At 70.8% G+C, this 15,973-nt stretch carries 14 protein-coding genes; 3 read left to right on the forward strand and 11 right to left on the reverse strand.

Annotated features, from left to right (window positions below; all coding sequences use genetic code 11):
• Positions 1 to 40: 40 nt before the first annotated feature.
• From ACWIGI_RS37185 to mqo, 7 genes are all read right to left on the reverse strand, one after another.
• Entirely contained in the window at positions 41 to 412 is a 372-nt protein-coding gene (locus tag ACWIGI_RS37185) for a cobalamin biosynthesis protein (protein WP_454208272.1), read from the reverse strand.
• Positions 399 to 1,913, reverse strand: coding sequence for a cobyrinate a,c-diamide synthase (locus ACWIGI_RS37190; RefSeq protein WP_454208273.1), 1,515 nt, complete (start codon positions 1,911 to 1,913; stop codon positions 399 to 401). The genes ACWIGI_RS37185 and ACWIGI_RS37190 overlap by 14 nt, the downstream gene beginning before the upstream one ends.
• Positions 1,910 to 2,530, reverse strand: a complete 621-nt coding sequence (gene cobO, locus ACWIGI_RS37195) for a cob(I)yrinic acid a,c-diamide adenosyltransferase (RefSeq protein WP_454208274.1) — start codon at positions 2,528 to 2,530, stop codon at positions 1,910 to 1,912. The genes ACWIGI_RS37190 and cobO overlap by 4 nt, the downstream gene beginning before the upstream one ends.
• Before the next feature lie 81 nt (positions 2,531 to 2,611).
• Positions 2,612 to 2,782: a hypothetical protein gene (locus tag ACWIGI_RS37200; RefSeq protein WP_454208275.1), complete on the reverse strand. Its 171-nt coding sequence runs from the start codon at positions 2,780 to 2,782 to the stop codon at positions 2,612 to 2,614.
• A 222-nt stretch (positions 2,783 to 3,004) separates the two neighbouring features.
• Positions 3,005 to 5,113, reverse strand: a complete 2,109-nt coding sequence (locus tag ACWIGI_RS37205) for a magnesium chelatase subunit D family protein (RefSeq protein WP_454208276.1) — start codon at positions 5,111 to 5,113, stop codon at positions 3,005 to 3,007.
• A gap of 140 nt (positions 5,114 to 5,253) precedes the next feature.
• On the reverse strand, positions 5,254 to 5,703 hold the full coding sequence (locus ACWIGI_RS37210) for a GNAT family N-acetyltransferase (protein WP_454208277.1): 450 nt from the start codon (positions 5,701 to 5,703) through the stop codon (positions 5,254 to 5,256).
• An 18-nt stretch (positions 5,704 to 5,721) separates the two neighbouring features.
• Positions 5,722 to 7,245: a malate dehydrogenase (quinone) gene (mqo, locus tag ACWIGI_RS37215; protein WP_454208278.1), complete on the reverse strand. Its 1,524-nt coding sequence runs from the start codon at positions 7,243 to 7,245 to the stop codon at positions 5,722 to 5,724.
• A 279-nt stretch (positions 7,246 to 7,524) separates the two neighbouring features.
• Between mqo and ACWIGI_RS37220 the strand changes: the two genes are divergently transcribed.
• A complete protein-coding gene (locus ACWIGI_RS37220; RefSeq protein WP_454208279.1) occupies positions 7,525 to 8,463 on the forward strand; it encodes an alpha/beta hydrolase in 939 nt (312 codons plus the stop codon).
• Here ACWIGI_RS37220 and ACWIGI_RS37225 read toward each other — a convergent pair.
• The 3 genes from ACWIGI_RS37225 to map form a co-directional block, all read right to left on the reverse strand.
• Positions 8,443 to 9,006, reverse strand: a complete 564-nt coding sequence (locus ACWIGI_RS37225) for an alpha/beta fold hydrolase (protein WP_454208280.1) — start codon at positions 9,004 to 9,006, stop codon at positions 8,443 to 8,445. The genes ACWIGI_RS37220 and ACWIGI_RS37225 overlap by 21 nt on opposite strands.
• 79 nt (positions 9,007 to 9,085) lie before the next feature.
• Positions 9,086 to 10,957, reverse strand: coding sequence for a cobyric acid synthase (locus tag ACWIGI_RS37230; RefSeq protein ID WP_454208281.1), 1,872 nt, complete (start codon positions 10,955 to 10,957; stop codon positions 9,086 to 9,088).
• 154 nt (positions 10,958 to 11,111) lie between these two features.
• Entirely contained in the window at positions 11,112 to 11,975 is an 864-nt protein-coding gene (map, locus tag ACWIGI_RS37235) for a type I methionyl aminopeptidase (RefSeq protein ID WP_454208282.1), read from the reverse strand.
• Positions 11,976 to 12,098: 123 nt separating this feature from the next.
• Here map and ACWIGI_RS37240 point away from each other — a divergent pair, with 123 nt between their 5' ends.
• Together ACWIGI_RS37240 and ACWIGI_RS37245 are read left to right on the forward strand one after the other, a co-directional pair.
• On the forward strand, positions 12,099 to 13,112 hold the full coding sequence (locus ACWIGI_RS37240; protein WP_454208324.1) for an LLM class flavin-dependent oxidoreductase: 1,014 nt from the start codon (positions 12,099 to 12,101) through the stop codon (positions 13,110 to 13,112).
• Between the two features lie 140 nt (positions 13,113 to 13,252).
• A complete protein-coding gene (locus tag ACWIGI_RS37245) occupies positions 13,253 to 13,963 on the forward strand; it encodes a hypothetical protein (protein ID WP_454208283.1) in 711 nt (236 codons plus the stop codon).
• 60 nt (positions 13,964 to 14,023) lie between these two features.
• Here ACWIGI_RS37245 and zomB read toward each other — a convergent pair whose 3' ends face one another.
• Positions 14,024 to 15,910 (reverse strand): flagellar motor control protein ZomB, encoded by a 1,887-nt coding sequence (gene zomB / locus ACWIGI_RS37250; protein ID WP_454208325.1) that lies wholly within the window; start codon positions 15,908 to 15,910, stop codon positions 14,024 to 14,026.
• Between the last annotated feature and the right edge of the window lie 63 nt (positions 15,911 to 15,973).

The following is a 15,973-nucleotide window of genomic DNA, read 5'->3' on the forward strand; positions in this document are numbered from 1 at the left end:
GTGCTCGGGGGCATCATATCCGGTGCGGGTCCCGCCGCGTTCAGGGCCGGCGCATGACCGCCGCGGCCACGGTGATGCCCGCGACTTTGCGTTTGCGGATGCGCAGCTCGGCCGAGCGGGCCGCCAGCAGCGCCGCCGCCTCGCAGACGCTGGCGGTGCCCAGGGCCATGGCCGTGCGATCGGAGGGATTGGGGACCGCGACATCGGTCAATTGCGTGGGGGTATAGGCGATTATGCGCACCCCGAGCTGCGCGGCCACGGCGATCAGGCCGGGTTCGGCGGCGCGCCGATCGACGGTCGCCAGGCAGGCGACGGGCGCACCCGCCGCGGCGTCGCGCACCGCGGTCAGGATCGATTCGGCCGACGAGCCGGGGCGCATACCGATTCCGATGGCCAGTTCAGGCAGGAGCATGGGACCGCGCATACTCTGCGGCGGCGGAGACGAAACGGCCGATGGCGGCCGGATTTCCGGCGGGATGGGTGTGCAGGTACGAGGCGTGCACGCGGCCCAGGACCGCGCCTTCGCGCACGGTCTCACCCGAGTGCGCGCGCCACGCCCAGCCGAACGGATCGGCGCCCTTCACGACCAGGCGGGTGCGATGGAATTCGTGACCGCGCACGCGTTCACCGGCTTTCCAGAGTGGGGAATCGGTCAGCGCGACGGCATCGCGATAGCCGAGGGTCAGACGCGGGCCGAATTCGGCGTCGGCGTCCACGACACCGGCCATCCTATGGCCATCGAGGGAACGAGTGAGATACAGCAGGCCCGCGCATTCGGCGTGCACGGGCAGGCCCCGCCCGGCCCGGTCCGCGATGGCGGTCAGCAGGGGCGTATTGGCGGCCAGGGCGGCGGCGTGTTCCTCGGGGAAGCCGCCGGGGATGACCAATCCCGCCGTGCCGGTGGGCAACTCGTCGAACGCGGGATCGAAGACGACCACCCGGGCGCCCGCCGCCTCCAGCAATTCGCGGTGCTCGGCGTACCCGAAGGTGAAGGCGGCTCCGCCCGCCACCGCGATGACCGGCCGCGCCGGCTCGTGCGCGGATCGCGCATCGCGAGCACCGTCATACGCTGCTGGGGAACCGTGTTCGACAGCAGCGCCGAATTCGAGCGGCGCGCGGCCGGTCTCGCCCGGGCCGGCCTCGGACCAGGGCGCGGCGGACAGCGCCGCGCGGAGTTCCGCGGCGGGATTCCAGGTGTCTCCGACGGCGTCGGAGGCCGCCAGCGCCGCCACCGCGGCCAGATCCACGTGCGCGGCAACCAGATCGCTCATGGCGTCCACCGCGCTCAGGGCCGCCGAACCGTGTTCGGCGGCGGTGATCAGGCCCAGATGCCGTGAGGGCACGGCCAATTCGGCCAGGCGCGGCAGCGCGCCGAGCACCGGCAGGCCGACCCGGTCGCAGGCGGCGCGCAGCACCTGTTCGTGGCGTTCGCTGCCCACCCGGTTGAGAATGACGCCGCCGAGCCGGATTCCGCTGTCGTAGGTGGCGAAGCCGTGCAGCAGCGCGGCCAGGCTCTGGCTGTGCCCGCGCGCGTCCACCACCAGGATCACCGGCGCGCCGAGCATCGCGGCGATCTGCGCGGTGGACCCCTCGGCGACGGGTTCGGCGTTGTTCTCGTCGATGCGGCCGTCGAACAGGCCCATGACGCCCTCGACCACGGCGATATCGGCGTCGCGGCTGCCGTGCCGGTACAGCGGGACCACCCGCTCGGCCCCGCACAGCACCGGATCGAGATTGCGGCCCGGCCGCCCGGCGGCGAGGCCGTGATACCCCGGATCGATGTAGTCGGGCCCCACCTTGAAGGGCGCGACCCGATGCCCGGCCCGCCGCAGCGCGCCGATCAATCCCGTAGCGACGGTGGTCTTTCCGCTCCCCGAGGCGGGGGCGGCGATCACCACGGCGGGCACACTCACCACTCGATGCCCCGCTGGCCCTTGCGGCCGGCATCCATGGGGTGCTTGACCTTGGTCATCTCGGTGACCAGGTCGGCGACCTCGAGCAGCGCGGGCGGCGCGTCCCGGCCGGTGATGACCACGTGCTGATTGCCGGGCCGGTCGCGCAGAGTCTTCACGACCTCGTCGACGTCGACCCAGCCCCACTTGAGCGGGTAGGTGAATTCGTCCAGGACGTAGAAGCGATGCTGTTCGGCGTCCAGCCGGCGCGCGATCTCCTGCCAGCCCGCGAGGGCGGCGGCCGCGTGATCCTCGTCCGAGCCCTGCTTGCGGGTCCAGGACCAGCCCTCGCCCATCTTGTGCCATTCCACGGCGCCGCCCGCGCCGGTCTGCTCGTGCAGCGTGCCGAGGGTGCGGAAGGCCGCCTCCTCCCCCACTTTCCACTTGGCGCTCTTGACGAACTGGAAGACCGCCACGTCGAAACCCTGGTTCCAGGCCCGCAGGGCCATACCGAACGCCGCGGTGGACTTGCCCTTGCCCGGCCCCGTATGCACCGCGAGCACGGGCAGATTGCGCCGCTGCCGCGTCGTCAGACCGTCATCGGGAATGCTCTCCGGCAACGGAACACCCTGGGGCATGGATCCGGTCTCCTCTCGTGGCACGGTCGCGCGACCCTGTGCGCCCCCTCACCGTGCCATACCCGCCGGTCCCCGCCGCGCTCAGGTCAGCGCGTGCACGATCCCGGACACCACCCGGCCGATGGTCCGCCCCGCCACGGCGAGCATGCCCGGCGCGGCCTCCATGATCGCGGGCGCCGCCTCCCCCGCGAAATCGGCACCGTTGTCCAGCTGCTTGTTCCGCTTGGACTTGTTACGACGAAAGATCCCCATACCCGGTACTACGCACGAGAGCCCGCCCGAGTTCCCTCGAATCGCAGATCGGCCGGACAACTGTCGGACCGCGTGGGCGATACCCGCCGGGCACGGCACCCGAGCACCTCGACCGGCCGAATCATCACCACCCCGTCACGCCCGCGAATCCGTCGCCACACGCGTACTCGATATCTGTCGGTGAGCGCCGCACGGAAGGGCCGGCGCTGATGCGAATCACGTTCAGGCCGCGCGCGAACCGGCCCTGACGATGCCCGCCACCGCCTCGCCGGTCAGCTCGCCGAGGGCGAGATAGCCCGCGCGGAGATCGGCGGCGAGATCGCGGGCCAGGCCCAGGCGGATCATGCCGCGTTCGCAGTCCACCACCATGGCGGTGACCGCCCGCGCGGCCAGCAGGCGGGCGGCGGTGCGAGCGCGCGGGACCGGGTCCGTACCGCCGGTGGCGCGGCCGTCGGTGAGCAGCACCAGCATGGGGCGGCGGTGCGGGTCGCGGACCTGTTCGCGGGCGATCACCTCGCGGGCCTTCAGAAGTCCCTGCGCGAGCGGGGTTTTGCCGCCGGTTCGCATATCTGCCAGGCGGCGGACCGCGATGTCGACCGAGGAGGTGGGCGGGAGCACCAGTTCGGCGTCCGCGCCGCGCACGGTGATCACGGCGACCTTGTCGCGCCGCTGATAGGCGTCGCGCAGCAGGGCCACCACCGCGCCGGTGACCGCGGAGAGCCGGTCGCGGGCGGCCATGGAGCCGGAGGCGTCGACCACGAAGACCACCAGATTGCCTTCGCGCCCTTCGCGATACGCGCCGCGCAGATCGCCCGGCGCGAACTCGAGCGGGCCGGTCACCCGGCCGCGGGCGCGCTGGTGCGGCGCGGCGGCGAAGACGGTGCCGAGCAGGTGCAGACCGGTCCCGGTCTCGGGGGTGGCGCGCACGACGCGGCCCTGCCGGGTGCGGGCGCGCGAGCGGCGGCCGGGCGCGCCCTCGCCGACGCCGGGCACCTCCCAGCGCGGCGGCTTGGCCGCGATGTGGCCGGGCAGGCCGGTGCGCCCCTCGCGGGCGGGGGTTCCCGACGGATCGCCGCCGGACGGGTCGGTACCGGATTCCGGTGCGCCGGAAGGGTTCCGCGGCGGCGCGGGCGGATCGGCCTCGTTCCGGTCGCCCGCGGCGTCACGCTCGGGGCCGCCGGACTCGGGGGCCTCCTGCCCGCCGCCTGGCGAATCGGGTCCACCGTCCGGATCGTGGTCCGGGTCGGGCTCGGGGGAAGGATCGCGCGGTCCCGCATCATCCTGCGGGACCGCTTCACCTTTTCCCAGGTCGCCCGCACCGCCGTCCTGGGCGCGCGCGGCTTCTTCGGCGGCCTGCTCCATGGCCTGATCGAGCTGATCCTCGCTGATGCCCGGTTCGTCGAAGGGATCGCGCCGGCGCCGGTGCGGCAGCGCGAGTTCCGCGGCGACGCGCACATCGTCCTCTGTCACCGTGCGGCTGCCGCGCCAGGCGGCGTGCGCGGTCGCGGTGCGCGCGACCACCAGGTCCGCGCGCATGCCGTCGACGTCGAACGTGGCGCACAGCGCGGCGATCCGGCGCAGCTCCACGTTGTCGAGCTCGACCTCCCCGACCCGGTCGCGGGCGGTGAGGATGCGGTCCGCGACCTCGCGGTCCGCCGCGGCGTACAGGTCCGCGAACCCGGCGGGATCCGCCTCGAAGTCCAGGCGGCGGCGCACCACCGCCATCCGCACGTCCACGTCGCGGGAGGCCACGACGTCGACGGTGAGCCCGAACCGGTCCAGCAGCTGCGGGCGCAGCTCGCCCTCCTCCGGGTTCATGGTGCCCACGAGCACGAAACGCGCCGGGTGCGAATGGGATACGCCGTCGCGCTCGATGTGCACCCGCCCCATGGCGGCGGCGTCGAGGAGCACGTCCACCAGGTGGTCGTGCAGCAGGTTCACCTCGTCGACGTACAGCACGCCGTGATGGGCCGCGGCCAGCAGACCGGGTTTGAACGCCTGCTCGCCGTCGCGCAGCACGCGTTCCAGATCGAGCGAGCCGACCACACGGTCCTCGGTCGCGCCGACCGGCAACTCCACCAGCCGCGCCGGGCGCGCGCCGCTCTCGTCGACCACGGGCGGCAGCAGCTGCGCCAGCGCGCGCACCACCGTGGATTTCGCCGTCCCCTTCTCCCCGCGGACCAGGACACCGCCGATGCCGGGATGCACCGCGCACAGAATCAGCGCCAGCTGCAACCGCTCCTGCCCGACGACAGCGGAGAACGGGAACCCGGCCTCCTCACCGGAGGCCGCGCGCTTGGATTCCGAATAAGCCACAGAGGAAACGGACACGCCCCAACTCTAGGCGCGCCGGTATCGCGCGTGACGCCGGGCTCCCCGGACGCACCCGCTCCCCCGGGCCGCGGCCTGCGAAAACACATGGCCCGCAACCGAAAACGGTTGCGGGCCACCCTCGTTCGATCCGGTTCGCATCAGCCCTTGCGCATGGGGATGTGCGGGATGCCGTCGTCGATGTACTCCTCGCCGTCACGCTTGAAACCGTGCTTGGTGTACATGTCGACCAGGTAGGTCTGGGCGTTGAGGCGCACGGTCGCCGAACCGGCCTCGGCCAGGGCGGCCTGCAGGACCCGGGTGGTGTAGCCGTGCCCGCGCGCGGACGGGGTGGTGCACAGTCGCCCGATACGGAAGGACTTCACGCCGTTGTCGTGCTCCTCCAGCAGGCGCACCGTGCAGATCACCTCGCCCTCGTCGTCGAGCCAGAAATGACGGGTCTCGGCACCCAGGTCGAGCCCGTCCAATTCCGGGTAGGCGCACTTCTGCTCGACGACGAAGACTTCTACGCGAAGTTTCAACAGCTTGTAGAGGGTCTCGGTGTCCAGGTCCTGGGCCCACGACCGTTTCAGCGTAACCGTTGACATCATCGAGTCTTGCTATCACACCTACGCGTGCGAGGGAACCCCCGCGTGCTTCGGCGTGTTGACCCCGTCCAGGCGCAGCGCCTTGTTGGACCAGTCCCAGACCTCGTTGAACAGGGCCTGGTTCTCCGAGAGCTTGAGCCCGAGCGAGGGCACCATTTCCTTGAGTTTCGGCTCCCAGGAAGCGAATTCGCCCGGGAAGCACTTGCGCATGACGTCGAGCATGGCGCTCACGCAGGTCGAGGCGCCCGGCGAGGCGCCGAGCAGACCGGCGATGGTGCCGTCCTCGGCGGCGACGACCGCGGTGCCCAATTCGAGCACGCCGCCGGCGCCCTTTCTGCGGATGACCTGCACGCGCTGACCGGCGATGATCAGCTCCCAGTCTCTGCCGTTGGCGCGCGGGATGAACTCCTCCATCGCGCCCACACGACCGGCCTGCGACTTGAGCAGCTCGCCGACCAGGTAGTTGACCAGGCCCATCTCGGTGACGCCGACGCCGAGCATGGAGAACAGGTTGTTGGGCTTGACCGACTTGATCAGGTCGGTGAGCTTGCCGTCCTTGAGGAACTTGGGCGTCCAGCCGGCGTACGGGCCGAAGAGCAGGCCGCGCTCACCGTTGATGACGCGAGTGTCCAAGTGCGGCACCGACATCGGCGGCGCGCCGACCGACGCCTGGCCGTACACCTTGGCCTCGTGCTGGGTGACCAGGTCCTTGTTGGTGGCGCGCAGGAACAGGCCCGAGACCGGGAAGCCGCCGAAACCGGAGATCTCCTTGATGCCCGCCTTCTGCAGCAGCGGCAGCGCGCCGCCGCCCGCGCCGACGAAGACGAACTTCGCGTTGATGACGCGGGTCTTGCCGGTACGCAGGTTGCGGACCTTCACGTACCAGGAGCCGTCGGACTGCTTGGACAGGTTGCGCACCTCGTGGCCGAAGGCGATGTTCGCCCCCGACGCGCCCAGGTAGGCCAGCAGCTCCTTGGTCAGCTCACCGAAGTCGATGTCGGTGCCGGAGTCGGTCCAGTTCAGCGCCACCGGGTCGGAGAAGTCACGGCCCTTGGACATCAGCGGTAGTCGCCGCTTGAACTCGTCGGCGTCGTCGATGAACTCCATGCCTTCGAACAGCGGATGCCGCGAGAGCGCCGCGTGGCGCTTGCGCAGGTATTCGACGCCGTCCGGGCCGTGGGTGAAGCTCACGTGCGGAATGGGGTTGATGAAGTTCGACGGGTTGCCGAGCACACCGTTCTCGACCGAGTAGGACCAGAACTGGCGCGAGACCTGGAAGCGCTCGTTGATGTCGATGGCCTTGGCGATCTCCACCGTGCCGTCGGCGTTCTGCGGCGTGTAGTTCAGCTCGCACAGGGCCGAGTGGCCGGTGCCCGCGTTGTTCCAGGGGTCGCTGGACTCGCCCGCGGCGGAGTCCAGCCGCTCGAAGACGGAGATCGACCAGTTCGGCTGCACCTGGCGCAGCAGCGCACCGAGCGTGGCGCTCATGATGCCGGCGCCGATGAGGACTACATCGGTCTTTTCGATCTTCGCAGCGTTCGACACGGCTTTGTCGACTTCCTTGTCTGTTTAGGGCAATCCAGCGGCAGCTAGGTTACCCGTCGTTCACCTACGGCCAATTGTGCCCCTGGACACGCGCAAATCCCGCAACGAAAACCCCGAATGTGAGAGATACCTCCGGTTCTCACTCGCCGGTCGGGCGACTACCTTGGATATGTGACCTCTGATACGTCATCTGCAGCCGTCTCATCCGCGCCGTCTCTGGCCCCGGGTACCTGGCAACCCGATGTCCTCGGAGACGCCTACCAGCAATTGACGATACCCATGGGTGTCGATCCGGACGGTGAGGGCGAGGCGATCGCCACGCTGGTTCGGTACACCCCCGCCGACGCGCCCGTCGCCACGCAGGCGGTGCTGTTCGTGCACGGGTTCACCGACTACTTCTTCCAGGAGCATCTGGCCCAGCACATGGCCGCCCAGGGCTACGCGTTCTACGCGCTGGACCTGCGCAAATGCGGGCGCTCGCGGCGGCCGGGGCAGACGCCGCACTACGTCAGCGACCTGTCGCTGTACGACGTCGAGCTCGATCGCTCGCTGCGCATCATTCGCGAGCAGACCGGCCTGCCGGTGCTCATGATGGGTCATTCGACCGGCGGGCTCGTGCTCTCGCTGTGGATGCATCGCCTGCACGCGGCGGGCCGCACGCGCACCGAGGGCGTGACCGGGCTCGTGCTGAACAGCCCGTGGTTCGACCTGCAGGGCCCGTCCTACTACCGGTCGCTGGGCACGCCGCTGATCAATACGATCGGACGGCTGAGCGGGCTGGCCAAACTGCCGCTGGGTTCGATCTCCACGTACGGAGAAAGCCTGCACCACACCAAGTCCGGTGAATGGGACTACAACCTGGACTGGAAGCCGCTCGCCGGTTTCCCGGTGCACGCCGGCTGGCTGCGGGCGGTGCGGCGCGGGCACGCGCGCCTGCACCAGGGGCTGGACATCGGCGTGCCCGCGCTGATCCTGCGCTCGAAGGTGACCCGGTTCATGAGCAAGTACGGCCCGGCCGCCGACGTGGCGGACGTGGTGCTCGACGTGCGTCAGATCCAGCGCTGGTCGGGCTGCCTGGGCACGCGCACGAACATCGTGCCGATCGAGGGCGCGCGGCACGACGTGTTCCTGTCGTCCGAGCACCCGCGCACCCGGGCGTTCGCCGAACTGGATTCGTGGCTCAGGTGGTTGCCGACCTCACCAGAAGCTGGTGCGTAGCACGATCTCGGTGGCGAGTTCGTGGCCCGCTTCGGCGGCCACGTCCGCGACATCGACCGGTACGAGCCGGAATTCGCCGTAGACGTGCCTGCCCGAGCCCTCGGCCACGGGGGCCGGCAGGCGCTTGGTGGCCAGCAGCGTGGTGGGGATCTCCACCGGCGGGCAGGTCGCGTCGGCGATCTCGCCGTCGGCGCCGGGGGCGGCCGGGTGTCCGCTGCCCGCGGCGATGAGGCTCATGAAACGCCCGAATCCGCGCGCGGCGAGCTGCCAGGCGAGGTCCGCGCCGGTGCCGCAGCCGACCAGGTTGGCCCACGGCACCTTCAGCTCGTCGAGCAGGGCGAAGACCGTCGCGGTGTCGAGCCCGGGGGCCGGTTCGATGACGATGGTGCGCAGGTCGGAGGTCTGCAGTCGATCGCAGACCCCGTCGTATACGTCGGCCGGATCGCCCACATCGGGTAGTAGTACGACGTGATGCCGGGAGTCGTTGCCTCCGACCCGTACGCCCCACTCGCGATCACCGACCGTGATCCGCCGAGATTCCATTTCGATGACGCTACACGGCGCGCGAAACTCCCGGACGTCTGTCGCGCGGATTGTCGTGATGGTCGTCACCGCCGCCGCGTCAGGGGCTCGCGCGCACCGTCAGCGTCGGCAGCCCGGCGGGCGCGCCCGCCCCGATGAGCCGTTCGAGCGCGTCCAGGTCGAGGTGCTGCTCCAGCAGGTCGGCGAGCAGGTCCAGCTGCGCCTCGCGCACCGCGGCCACCGAAACGTCCTCGGCGACAACGAAACCCCGCCGACCGGCGTGAGCGGCCACCTCCCGCAGCCAGGCTCGGCGGAAGTCGTCCGATTCCAGCGCGCCGTGCAGGTGCGTGCCCCAGATCGCCCCGCGCACACTGCCTTCGGGCTCCCCGTCGAGCACCAGCCAGGGCACGTCACCGTTGGCACGGACCCGCCCGTGGTGAATCTCATAGCCCCGCACGGGGATTGACTCGGCGGCTCCTGCCGGACCCGAAGGACTTCCAGAAGCTGCCGGCGCCGAAACGATCTCGCTCGAGCCCATAGAGTCGCTCTCGGCGACGGACGCGCGGCCGGGAACGGACGTGCCCGGGGCCACAGCCGTCGCAGCGCGAGCTGTGTCCGAGATCGCGGTGCCGATGGCTGTGTTCGATATCGCGTCCGGCGCAACGAAGCCCGGTATCGCACTCTCTCCGGCGTGCGGTCCAGCGACCTCACCCGCTGTCGCGTCTCCGGCCGACGCCACATCGAGTCGCGCATTCGCGTCGTCGGCCGCCCCGGGCCGGTGGACCCGATCCACGCCGCGCGCAGTACCGGCAGCGTCCGCGAGGTGGCCGGTGGCACGGCGCAGGACCTTCCGGTCGGCGAACTCGATCTCGAGATCGAGCAGGCCGAGGCCGGGGACAGCGCCCGCGCCGGACTCGACGGTGTCGGTGATGGCGCGGGCGAGCATCTGGTAGCCGCCGCAGACGCCGAGGATCGGGCCGCCCGCGGCGGCGCGGGCGACCAGTGCGTCGGCTATTCCGGTGCGGCGCAGCCAGTCCAGGTCCGAGACCGTGGCCTTGCTGCCGGGCAGGATCACCAGGTCCGCCCCGGCCAGGCGGGAGGGGTCGGTGACCCAGCGCACCGCGACGCCGGGCTCGCACGCCAGGGCCTCGACGTCGGTGGAGTTGGAGATGCGGGGCAGGCGGACGGCGGCGACGGTGAGCCACTCCGTGCCGAGCGGGGGCAGCGAGCGGCCCACGGGGGCGTCGGCGACGGTGCCCAGGGAGTCCTCGGCGTCGATCCAGAGGTCCTCGGCGAACGGGATGACGCCCAGGGTCGGACGGCCCGTCAGCGCGGTGAGCTGGTCGATGCCGGGGCGCAGCAGATCGACGTCGCCGCGGAACTTGTTGATGACGAAGCCCGAGATGAGTCGCTGATCCTCGGGTTCGAGCACGGCGACGGTGCCGAACAGGTGCGCGAGGACGCCGCCGCGGTCGATGTCGCCGACGACCAGCACCGGCAGATCGGCCGCGCGGGCCAGACCCATGTTCGCCAGATCCGTTGCCCGCAGGTTGATCTCGGCGGGCGACCCGGCGCCCTCGCAGATCACCACGTCGAATTCAGCGCGCAGACCGGCCAATTCCTCCGCGACGATCGCCCGCAGTTCGGTGCGGTGCCGGAAGTAGTCCTTGGCCCCGACGGTGTCGATGGCCCGCCCGCGCACCACCAGCTGCGAACGCCGGTCACTGCCCGGTTTGAGCAGGATGGGATTGAAGCGCACACTCGGCTCCAACCCGGCGGCGCGCGCCTGCAGGGCCTGCGCGCGCCCGATCTCCCCGCCGTCCAGGGTGACGACGGAGTTGTTGGACATGTTCTGCGCCTTGAACGGTGCGACCCGCACGCCCCGGCGTGCGAGCAACCGGCAAAGCCCCGCCACCACAACGCTTTTGCCCGCGTCCGAGGTGGTGCCCGCGATGAGCAGGGCGCCCTTCACCGGTCGCGCTCCGCGCGCGCACCGCACATGCGCACCGAGCCACCGGCCCGGTCGACGAGTACCCGGGGAAGCGGTACGCGTTCGACCGACGACCGGGAGAAATCGGCGTCACGCACCGGCCGGGGACCACCGGTGACACGAAGGCAGGAACCGCTCACGGGAGGGTCAGAATCTCCGAGCCGCTGTCGGTGACGACCAGGGTGTGCTCGAACTGAGCGGTCCACTTGCGGTCCTTGGTGACGACGGTCCAGCCGTCGGGCCAGATCTCGTAGTCGATGCCGCCGAGGTTGATCATGGGCTCGATGGTGAAGGTCATGCCCGGCTCGATGACCGATTCCACGGCGGGCTGGTCGTAGTGCAGGATCACCAGGCCGCTGTGGAAGGTGGGCCCGACGCCGTGGCCGGTGAAATCGCGCACCACGCCGTAGTCGAAGCGGTTGGCGTACGCCTCGATGACGCGGCCGATGACATTGAGCGCGCGGCCCGGCTTGACGGCCTTGATGGCGCGCGCGGTGGCCTCCTCGGTGCGCTCGACCAGCAGCCGCACCTCCTCGTCCACGTCACCGGCGAGGTAGGTCTTGTTGGTGTCGCCGTGCACGCCGCCGATGAACGCGGTGACATCGATGTTGACGATGTCGCCGTCCTCGATGACGGTGGAGTCCGGGATGCCGTGGCAGATGACCTCGTTCAGCGAGGTGCAGCAGGATTTGGGAAAGCCCTTGTAGCCCAGCGTCGACGGGTACGCGCCGTTGTCGATGAGGTACTCGTGCACGATGCGGTCGAGTTCGTCGGTGGTGACGCCGGGGGCGACGGCCTTGCCCGCCTCCTCGAGGGCCTGCGCGGCGAGCTTGCTCGCGACCCGCATGGCCTCGATCGTCTCGGGGGTCTGCACCCAGGGCTCGTTGCCCTCCTTGGCCGTCTTCTTCCAGACGTACTCGGGCCGCTCGATGGATTTCGGCACCTCGCGAATGGGCGATTGGGTGCCGGGAACGAGGGGTTTGCGGGTGCGCACTGACATGGGTTCCAGAGTATCCGGACCGCGCGGGGGCATCGCGCCGGAGGCCGACCGGGAACATTTCCGGACCGCAGTCCGTTTATGCTTTCGGTTGACTTGGAAACAATGATGGAAGGGCGGCTTGCCATGGAACTGGGTGTGACGACATTCGCCGAGACGCATCCCGTCGGCGGCGACGGACCGGTGCCGACCGCCGGTGAGCGGCTGCGCCAGGTCGTCGACGAGGCCGTGGCCACCGAACGGGCCGGGCTGGACGTCTACGGCGTGGGCGAGCACCACCGCGCGGACTTCGCGGCCTCCTCCCCCGCGATGGTGCTGGCCGCGATCGCGGCGCGCACCGAGCGGATACAGCTCACCAGCGCGGTCACGGTGCTGAGCTCCGACGATCCGGTCCGGGTGTACCAGGATTTCGCGACCCTCGACGGATTGTCCCGGGGCCGAGCCGAACTCATGGCCGGGCGCGGGTCCTTCACCGAGTCGTTCCCGCTCTTCGGCTACGACCTGGCCGACTACGACGAACTCTTCGAGGAGAAGCTGGCGCTGCTGCTGAAGATCCGCGAGGAGGGCCCGGTCACCTGGTCCGGAAAGTTCCGGGCGCCCCTGAACGACGCCATCGTCTACCCGCGCACCGAGGACCGGCCGCTGCCGGTGTGGATCGCGGTGGGCGGCAGCCCGGAATCGGTGATCCGCGCGGGCCTGCTGGGCCTGCCGCTGGCCATCGCCATCATCGGCGGGCAGCCGGCGCGGTTCAAGCCGCTGGTCGAGCTGTACCACCGCGCCCTCGAGCAGGGCGGGCACGACCGGCAGCCGGTCGCGGTGCACGCGCACGGCTACCTCGCCGACACCGAGGAGCAGGCCGTCGCGGACTTCTACAAGCCATACGCCCGGGCGATGAGCGGCATCGGTCGCGAACGCGGCTGGGGTCCGATGACACCGCAGCAGTTCGAGGCCCTGCGCGCGCCCGGCGGCTCGCTGTTCGTCGGCACCCCGGACCAGGTCGCGGCCAAGATCGCCGACGTACGCGACACCCTGGAACTGGACCGCTTCATGCTGCACGCCAGTGTGGGCACGCTGCCGCACGAGAAAGTGCTGCACGCCATCGACCTGCTCGGCACGAAGGTGGCCCCGCAGGTGCGCTGAGCACGGCCGCGGCGGGGGCCGAACGGCCTTCCGGCGCGGCGGCGCAGCGAGTACTGTCTGCTAGGGCCTCGCGGGGCCCTGGCAACGAACGCGTTGTCGACTACCTGGATCAAGGTTTGCGCACCGATCAGGAGAGTTCGATGAAGCTGCGCCGTGCACCGCTGATGTTCGTCCCGGCCCTGTTGCTCGCGCTCCTGGTGAGCGGCACGGGCCACGCCGAGCCGGTCCTGCCCGCGCGGCCGTTCCACGTCCACAAGACGGGTTCGAGCCTGGAAGTGGCCATCGACCACGGCACCTTCGCCATGAACGGCGATCTGCTGGCGATTCTGAGCGGCGACGGCCGCGTACTGGCCACGCTGCCGCTGCGCTTCCGGCTCGCGGACTTCCTGTTCCCCATCTCGGTGAAGATCGACGGCGGCACGGCCGTCATCACCCCCAGCCTCGACGTGTCCCAGGCGCTGTACCGCCCGGTGTCCGAACCGATCGACCAGCGCGCGGCGCAGGACCGGCTCAACGGCGATCTGATCGCGGGCGCCGGCATCGGACTGCTGGTCGGCACCACCACCGGCACGGTCGGCGGCTGCCTGCTCGGCGGGGGCATCGGCGCGATACTCGGCGGTCTGTCCACGGTGCTGGGCACCGCGATCGTCGGGCTGGGCGGGCTCGGGGTCGTCCTGGTGCCCGCGCGCGCGATCGTCGGCTGCGGCGGCGGGGCCCTGACCGGCGGCGTGATCGCGGCCGCGGCCGGTGCGGCGTTGAGCGCGGGTGGCGGAGCGATCTACTTCTACACCGTCCCGCCGCCGCCCTCGGCTCCCGATCACGGCCCCGGGCAGATCGCCACCGGCAACTGATATCGTTCGCGCCCGGCGCCCGCCGGAACCGGCGGCGCGGGCGCACCGCCGGTTCTCCCGTCAGTTCGGGTAGTACGGTCCCGGGAACAGCGGTTCGGGCAGATCACAGCGCTGCAGCTCGTATTTGGCGATGCGCTCGATGCGCGTGCTCGCGAACCCGATGGCCTGGCGCAGATTGTTCCGGAAGCGCGTGAAGGTCAGCGGCGCCCGCGAGGAGGCCAGCAGATCCTGGGTCTGCGGGCAGGACAGCGCCTTTCGCGCCTGTTCGACGTGCAGCACCCGGATGTGCGCGGCCATCCACGGATGCAGGGCCACCACGCCGGTGTCGGCGACCGCCCAGCTGGCGTCGAGATTCTTGTCGTGGCCGATGCGCCCGTCGGTGAGCCGATCACTGTGCGCGGCAACCGGATACGCCAGTCCGACCGGATCGATGACGCGCACGTCCAGGGGCACGTTCATGCTCGACATGCCCAGGTTCAGGAAGTAGACCGTGTGCCCGGTGCCGCCGGCGGGCACGGGCTCGGGCGGCGGGATGACGTACCAATAGGTCTGGTCGGGCAGGTTGATGGCCAGGCCGCCGTTCGGCGTCTCGGCGATGTCGTTGAGCAGCGGCCGCATGCGCGGGAAGTCCAGGTAGTCCTCGGCGCGAATCGGGTGGTCGTGCCCGCTGAGCAGGACGTAGTAGATGCGCTCGTCCACGATGCCGGAGGCCCGGATCTCGGTGCCGGAGGTGATCGCGGTGGTGTTGGCCGCGAACAGCGCCCAGCCGATGGTGGCCGAGAGCGTGACCAGCGCGGTGGTCGCGGTCCAGTCGACCCGGCGGCGGCCGCCCGCGGTCGCGAGCCGGGGGCGCAGGGGCAGCACCATGACCGGCAGCAGCAGGCAGAACAGCTGGGGCAGCAGCATGCGGCCGTGCATGAAGTCACCGCCGACGCGGGTCTCGTAGACGGTCAGCACGATTCCGCTGCCGACCATGAGCACGACGACCGCGGCGGGGCTGTGCAGGCGGCGACCGAACTCACCGATCCTGGTGCGCAGCAGAGCTTTTCGGTCGTCCAACACGGGGCGCTCGATGCCCGGGCCGCGCGTCGCGCGTCGCTGCCACACCAGCACACCGGCCCATCCGGCGAGCAGCACCAGCGGCAGCGCCAGCCAGTACGGCAGGGCCAGGTCGCCCAGATAGATCAGGCCCTGCTGCCATTTCGCGCCGCTCGCCTCCTTGGCCACGGCCGTGTTCGGGTAGGGCAGGCCGTAGTAGCCCATACGCCAGATCTGGTAGCCGACCGGAACCGCGCCGGCCACCGCCACCGTCGCCGCGCGGAACACCCACGGCCGCAACCGGGTTCGCGGCACCGGCGCGCAGAACAGCGTCAGCAGCGCCAGTCCCCCGACGAGGGCCAGCTCCGGCCGCACGAGCGGGGCCAGTCCCGCCCAGAACACCGTCGCGAAGAACGCCGCGGGCCGCACCGCCGCGGTCTGCGACCAGCGCAGCATGGACCACCACAGCACGGCCAGCCAGAACAGCACCAGGCAGCTCTCCAGGCCGGAGCTGGCGTAGTCGCGGGCCGGCGGCAGCGCGATGTAGACCACCGCGCCGGCGGGCACGAGCAGCGCGGACGCCGATCCGCCCCAGAGCCTGGCCGCGCCGAGCATGGCGATGACCACGGCCGCGACGGACAGCGTGAGCGAGATGCCGAGCACCACGTATTCCAGGCGCAGGCCGGTCAGCCAGCTGAAGAACCACACGACGTACGTCCACGCCGCGCTGGTGTTGGTCTCGACGCGCTCGCTCATGTTGAAGACGGGGCCGTTGCCCGCCAGCAGGTTGCGCACCGTGCGCAGCACGATCAGGCCGTCGTCGGCGATCCAGCGGCGTTGCCAGGCTCCGGCGGCGAAAAGCACCGCCGTCAGCGCGATTCCGCCGATCAGCAGGGCCCGCGAGAGCACCGGCCGGTCGGCGGGCGCGGACGCGGGCGGCGGCGTCTCGCGCGGTTCGGGCGGCGGCGCCGG

This window comes from Nocardia sp. NPDC055321, from assembly GCF_053645575.1.

Excerpts from the sequence above, each read along its gene's own strand:
- ACWIGI_RS37185 (WP_454208272.1), bottom strand. The coding sequence starts at position 412 with ATGCTCCTGCCTGAACTGGCCATCGGAATCGGTATGCGCCCCGGCTCG.
- cobO (WP_454208274.1), bottom strand. The coding sequence starts at position 2,530 with ATGCCCCAGGGTGTTCCGTTGCCGGAGAGCATTCCCGATGACGGTCTG.
- ACWIGI_RS37200 (WP_454208275.1), bottom strand. The coding sequence starts at position 2,782 with ATGGGGATCTTTCGTCGTAACAAGTCCAAGCGGAACAAGCAGCTGGAC.
- ACWIGI_RS37210 (WP_454208277.1), bottom strand. The coding sequence starts at position 5,703 with ATGATGTCAACGGTTACGCTGAAACGGTCGTGGGCCCAGGACCTGGAC.
- ACWIGI_RS37220 (WP_454208279.1), top strand. The coding sequence starts at position 7,525 with ATGGGTGTCGATCCGGACGGTGAGGGCGAGGCGATCGCCACGCTGGTT.
- ACWIGI_RS37225 (WP_454208280.1), bottom strand. The coding sequence starts at position 9,006 with ATGGAATCTCGGCGGATCACGGTCGGTGATCGCGAGTGGGGCGTACGG.
- map (WP_454208282.1), bottom strand. The coding sequence starts at position 11,975 with ATGTCAGTGCGCACCCGCAAACCCCTCGTTCCCGGCACCCAATCGCCC.
- ACWIGI_RS37240 (WP_454208324.1), top strand. The coding sequence starts at position 12,099 with ATGGAACTGGGTGTGACGACATTCGCCGAGACGCATCCCGTCGGCGGC.
- ACWIGI_RS37245 (WP_454208283.1), top strand. The coding sequence starts at position 13,253 with ATGAAGCTGCGCCGTGCACCGCTGATGTTCGTCCCGGCCCTGTTGCTC.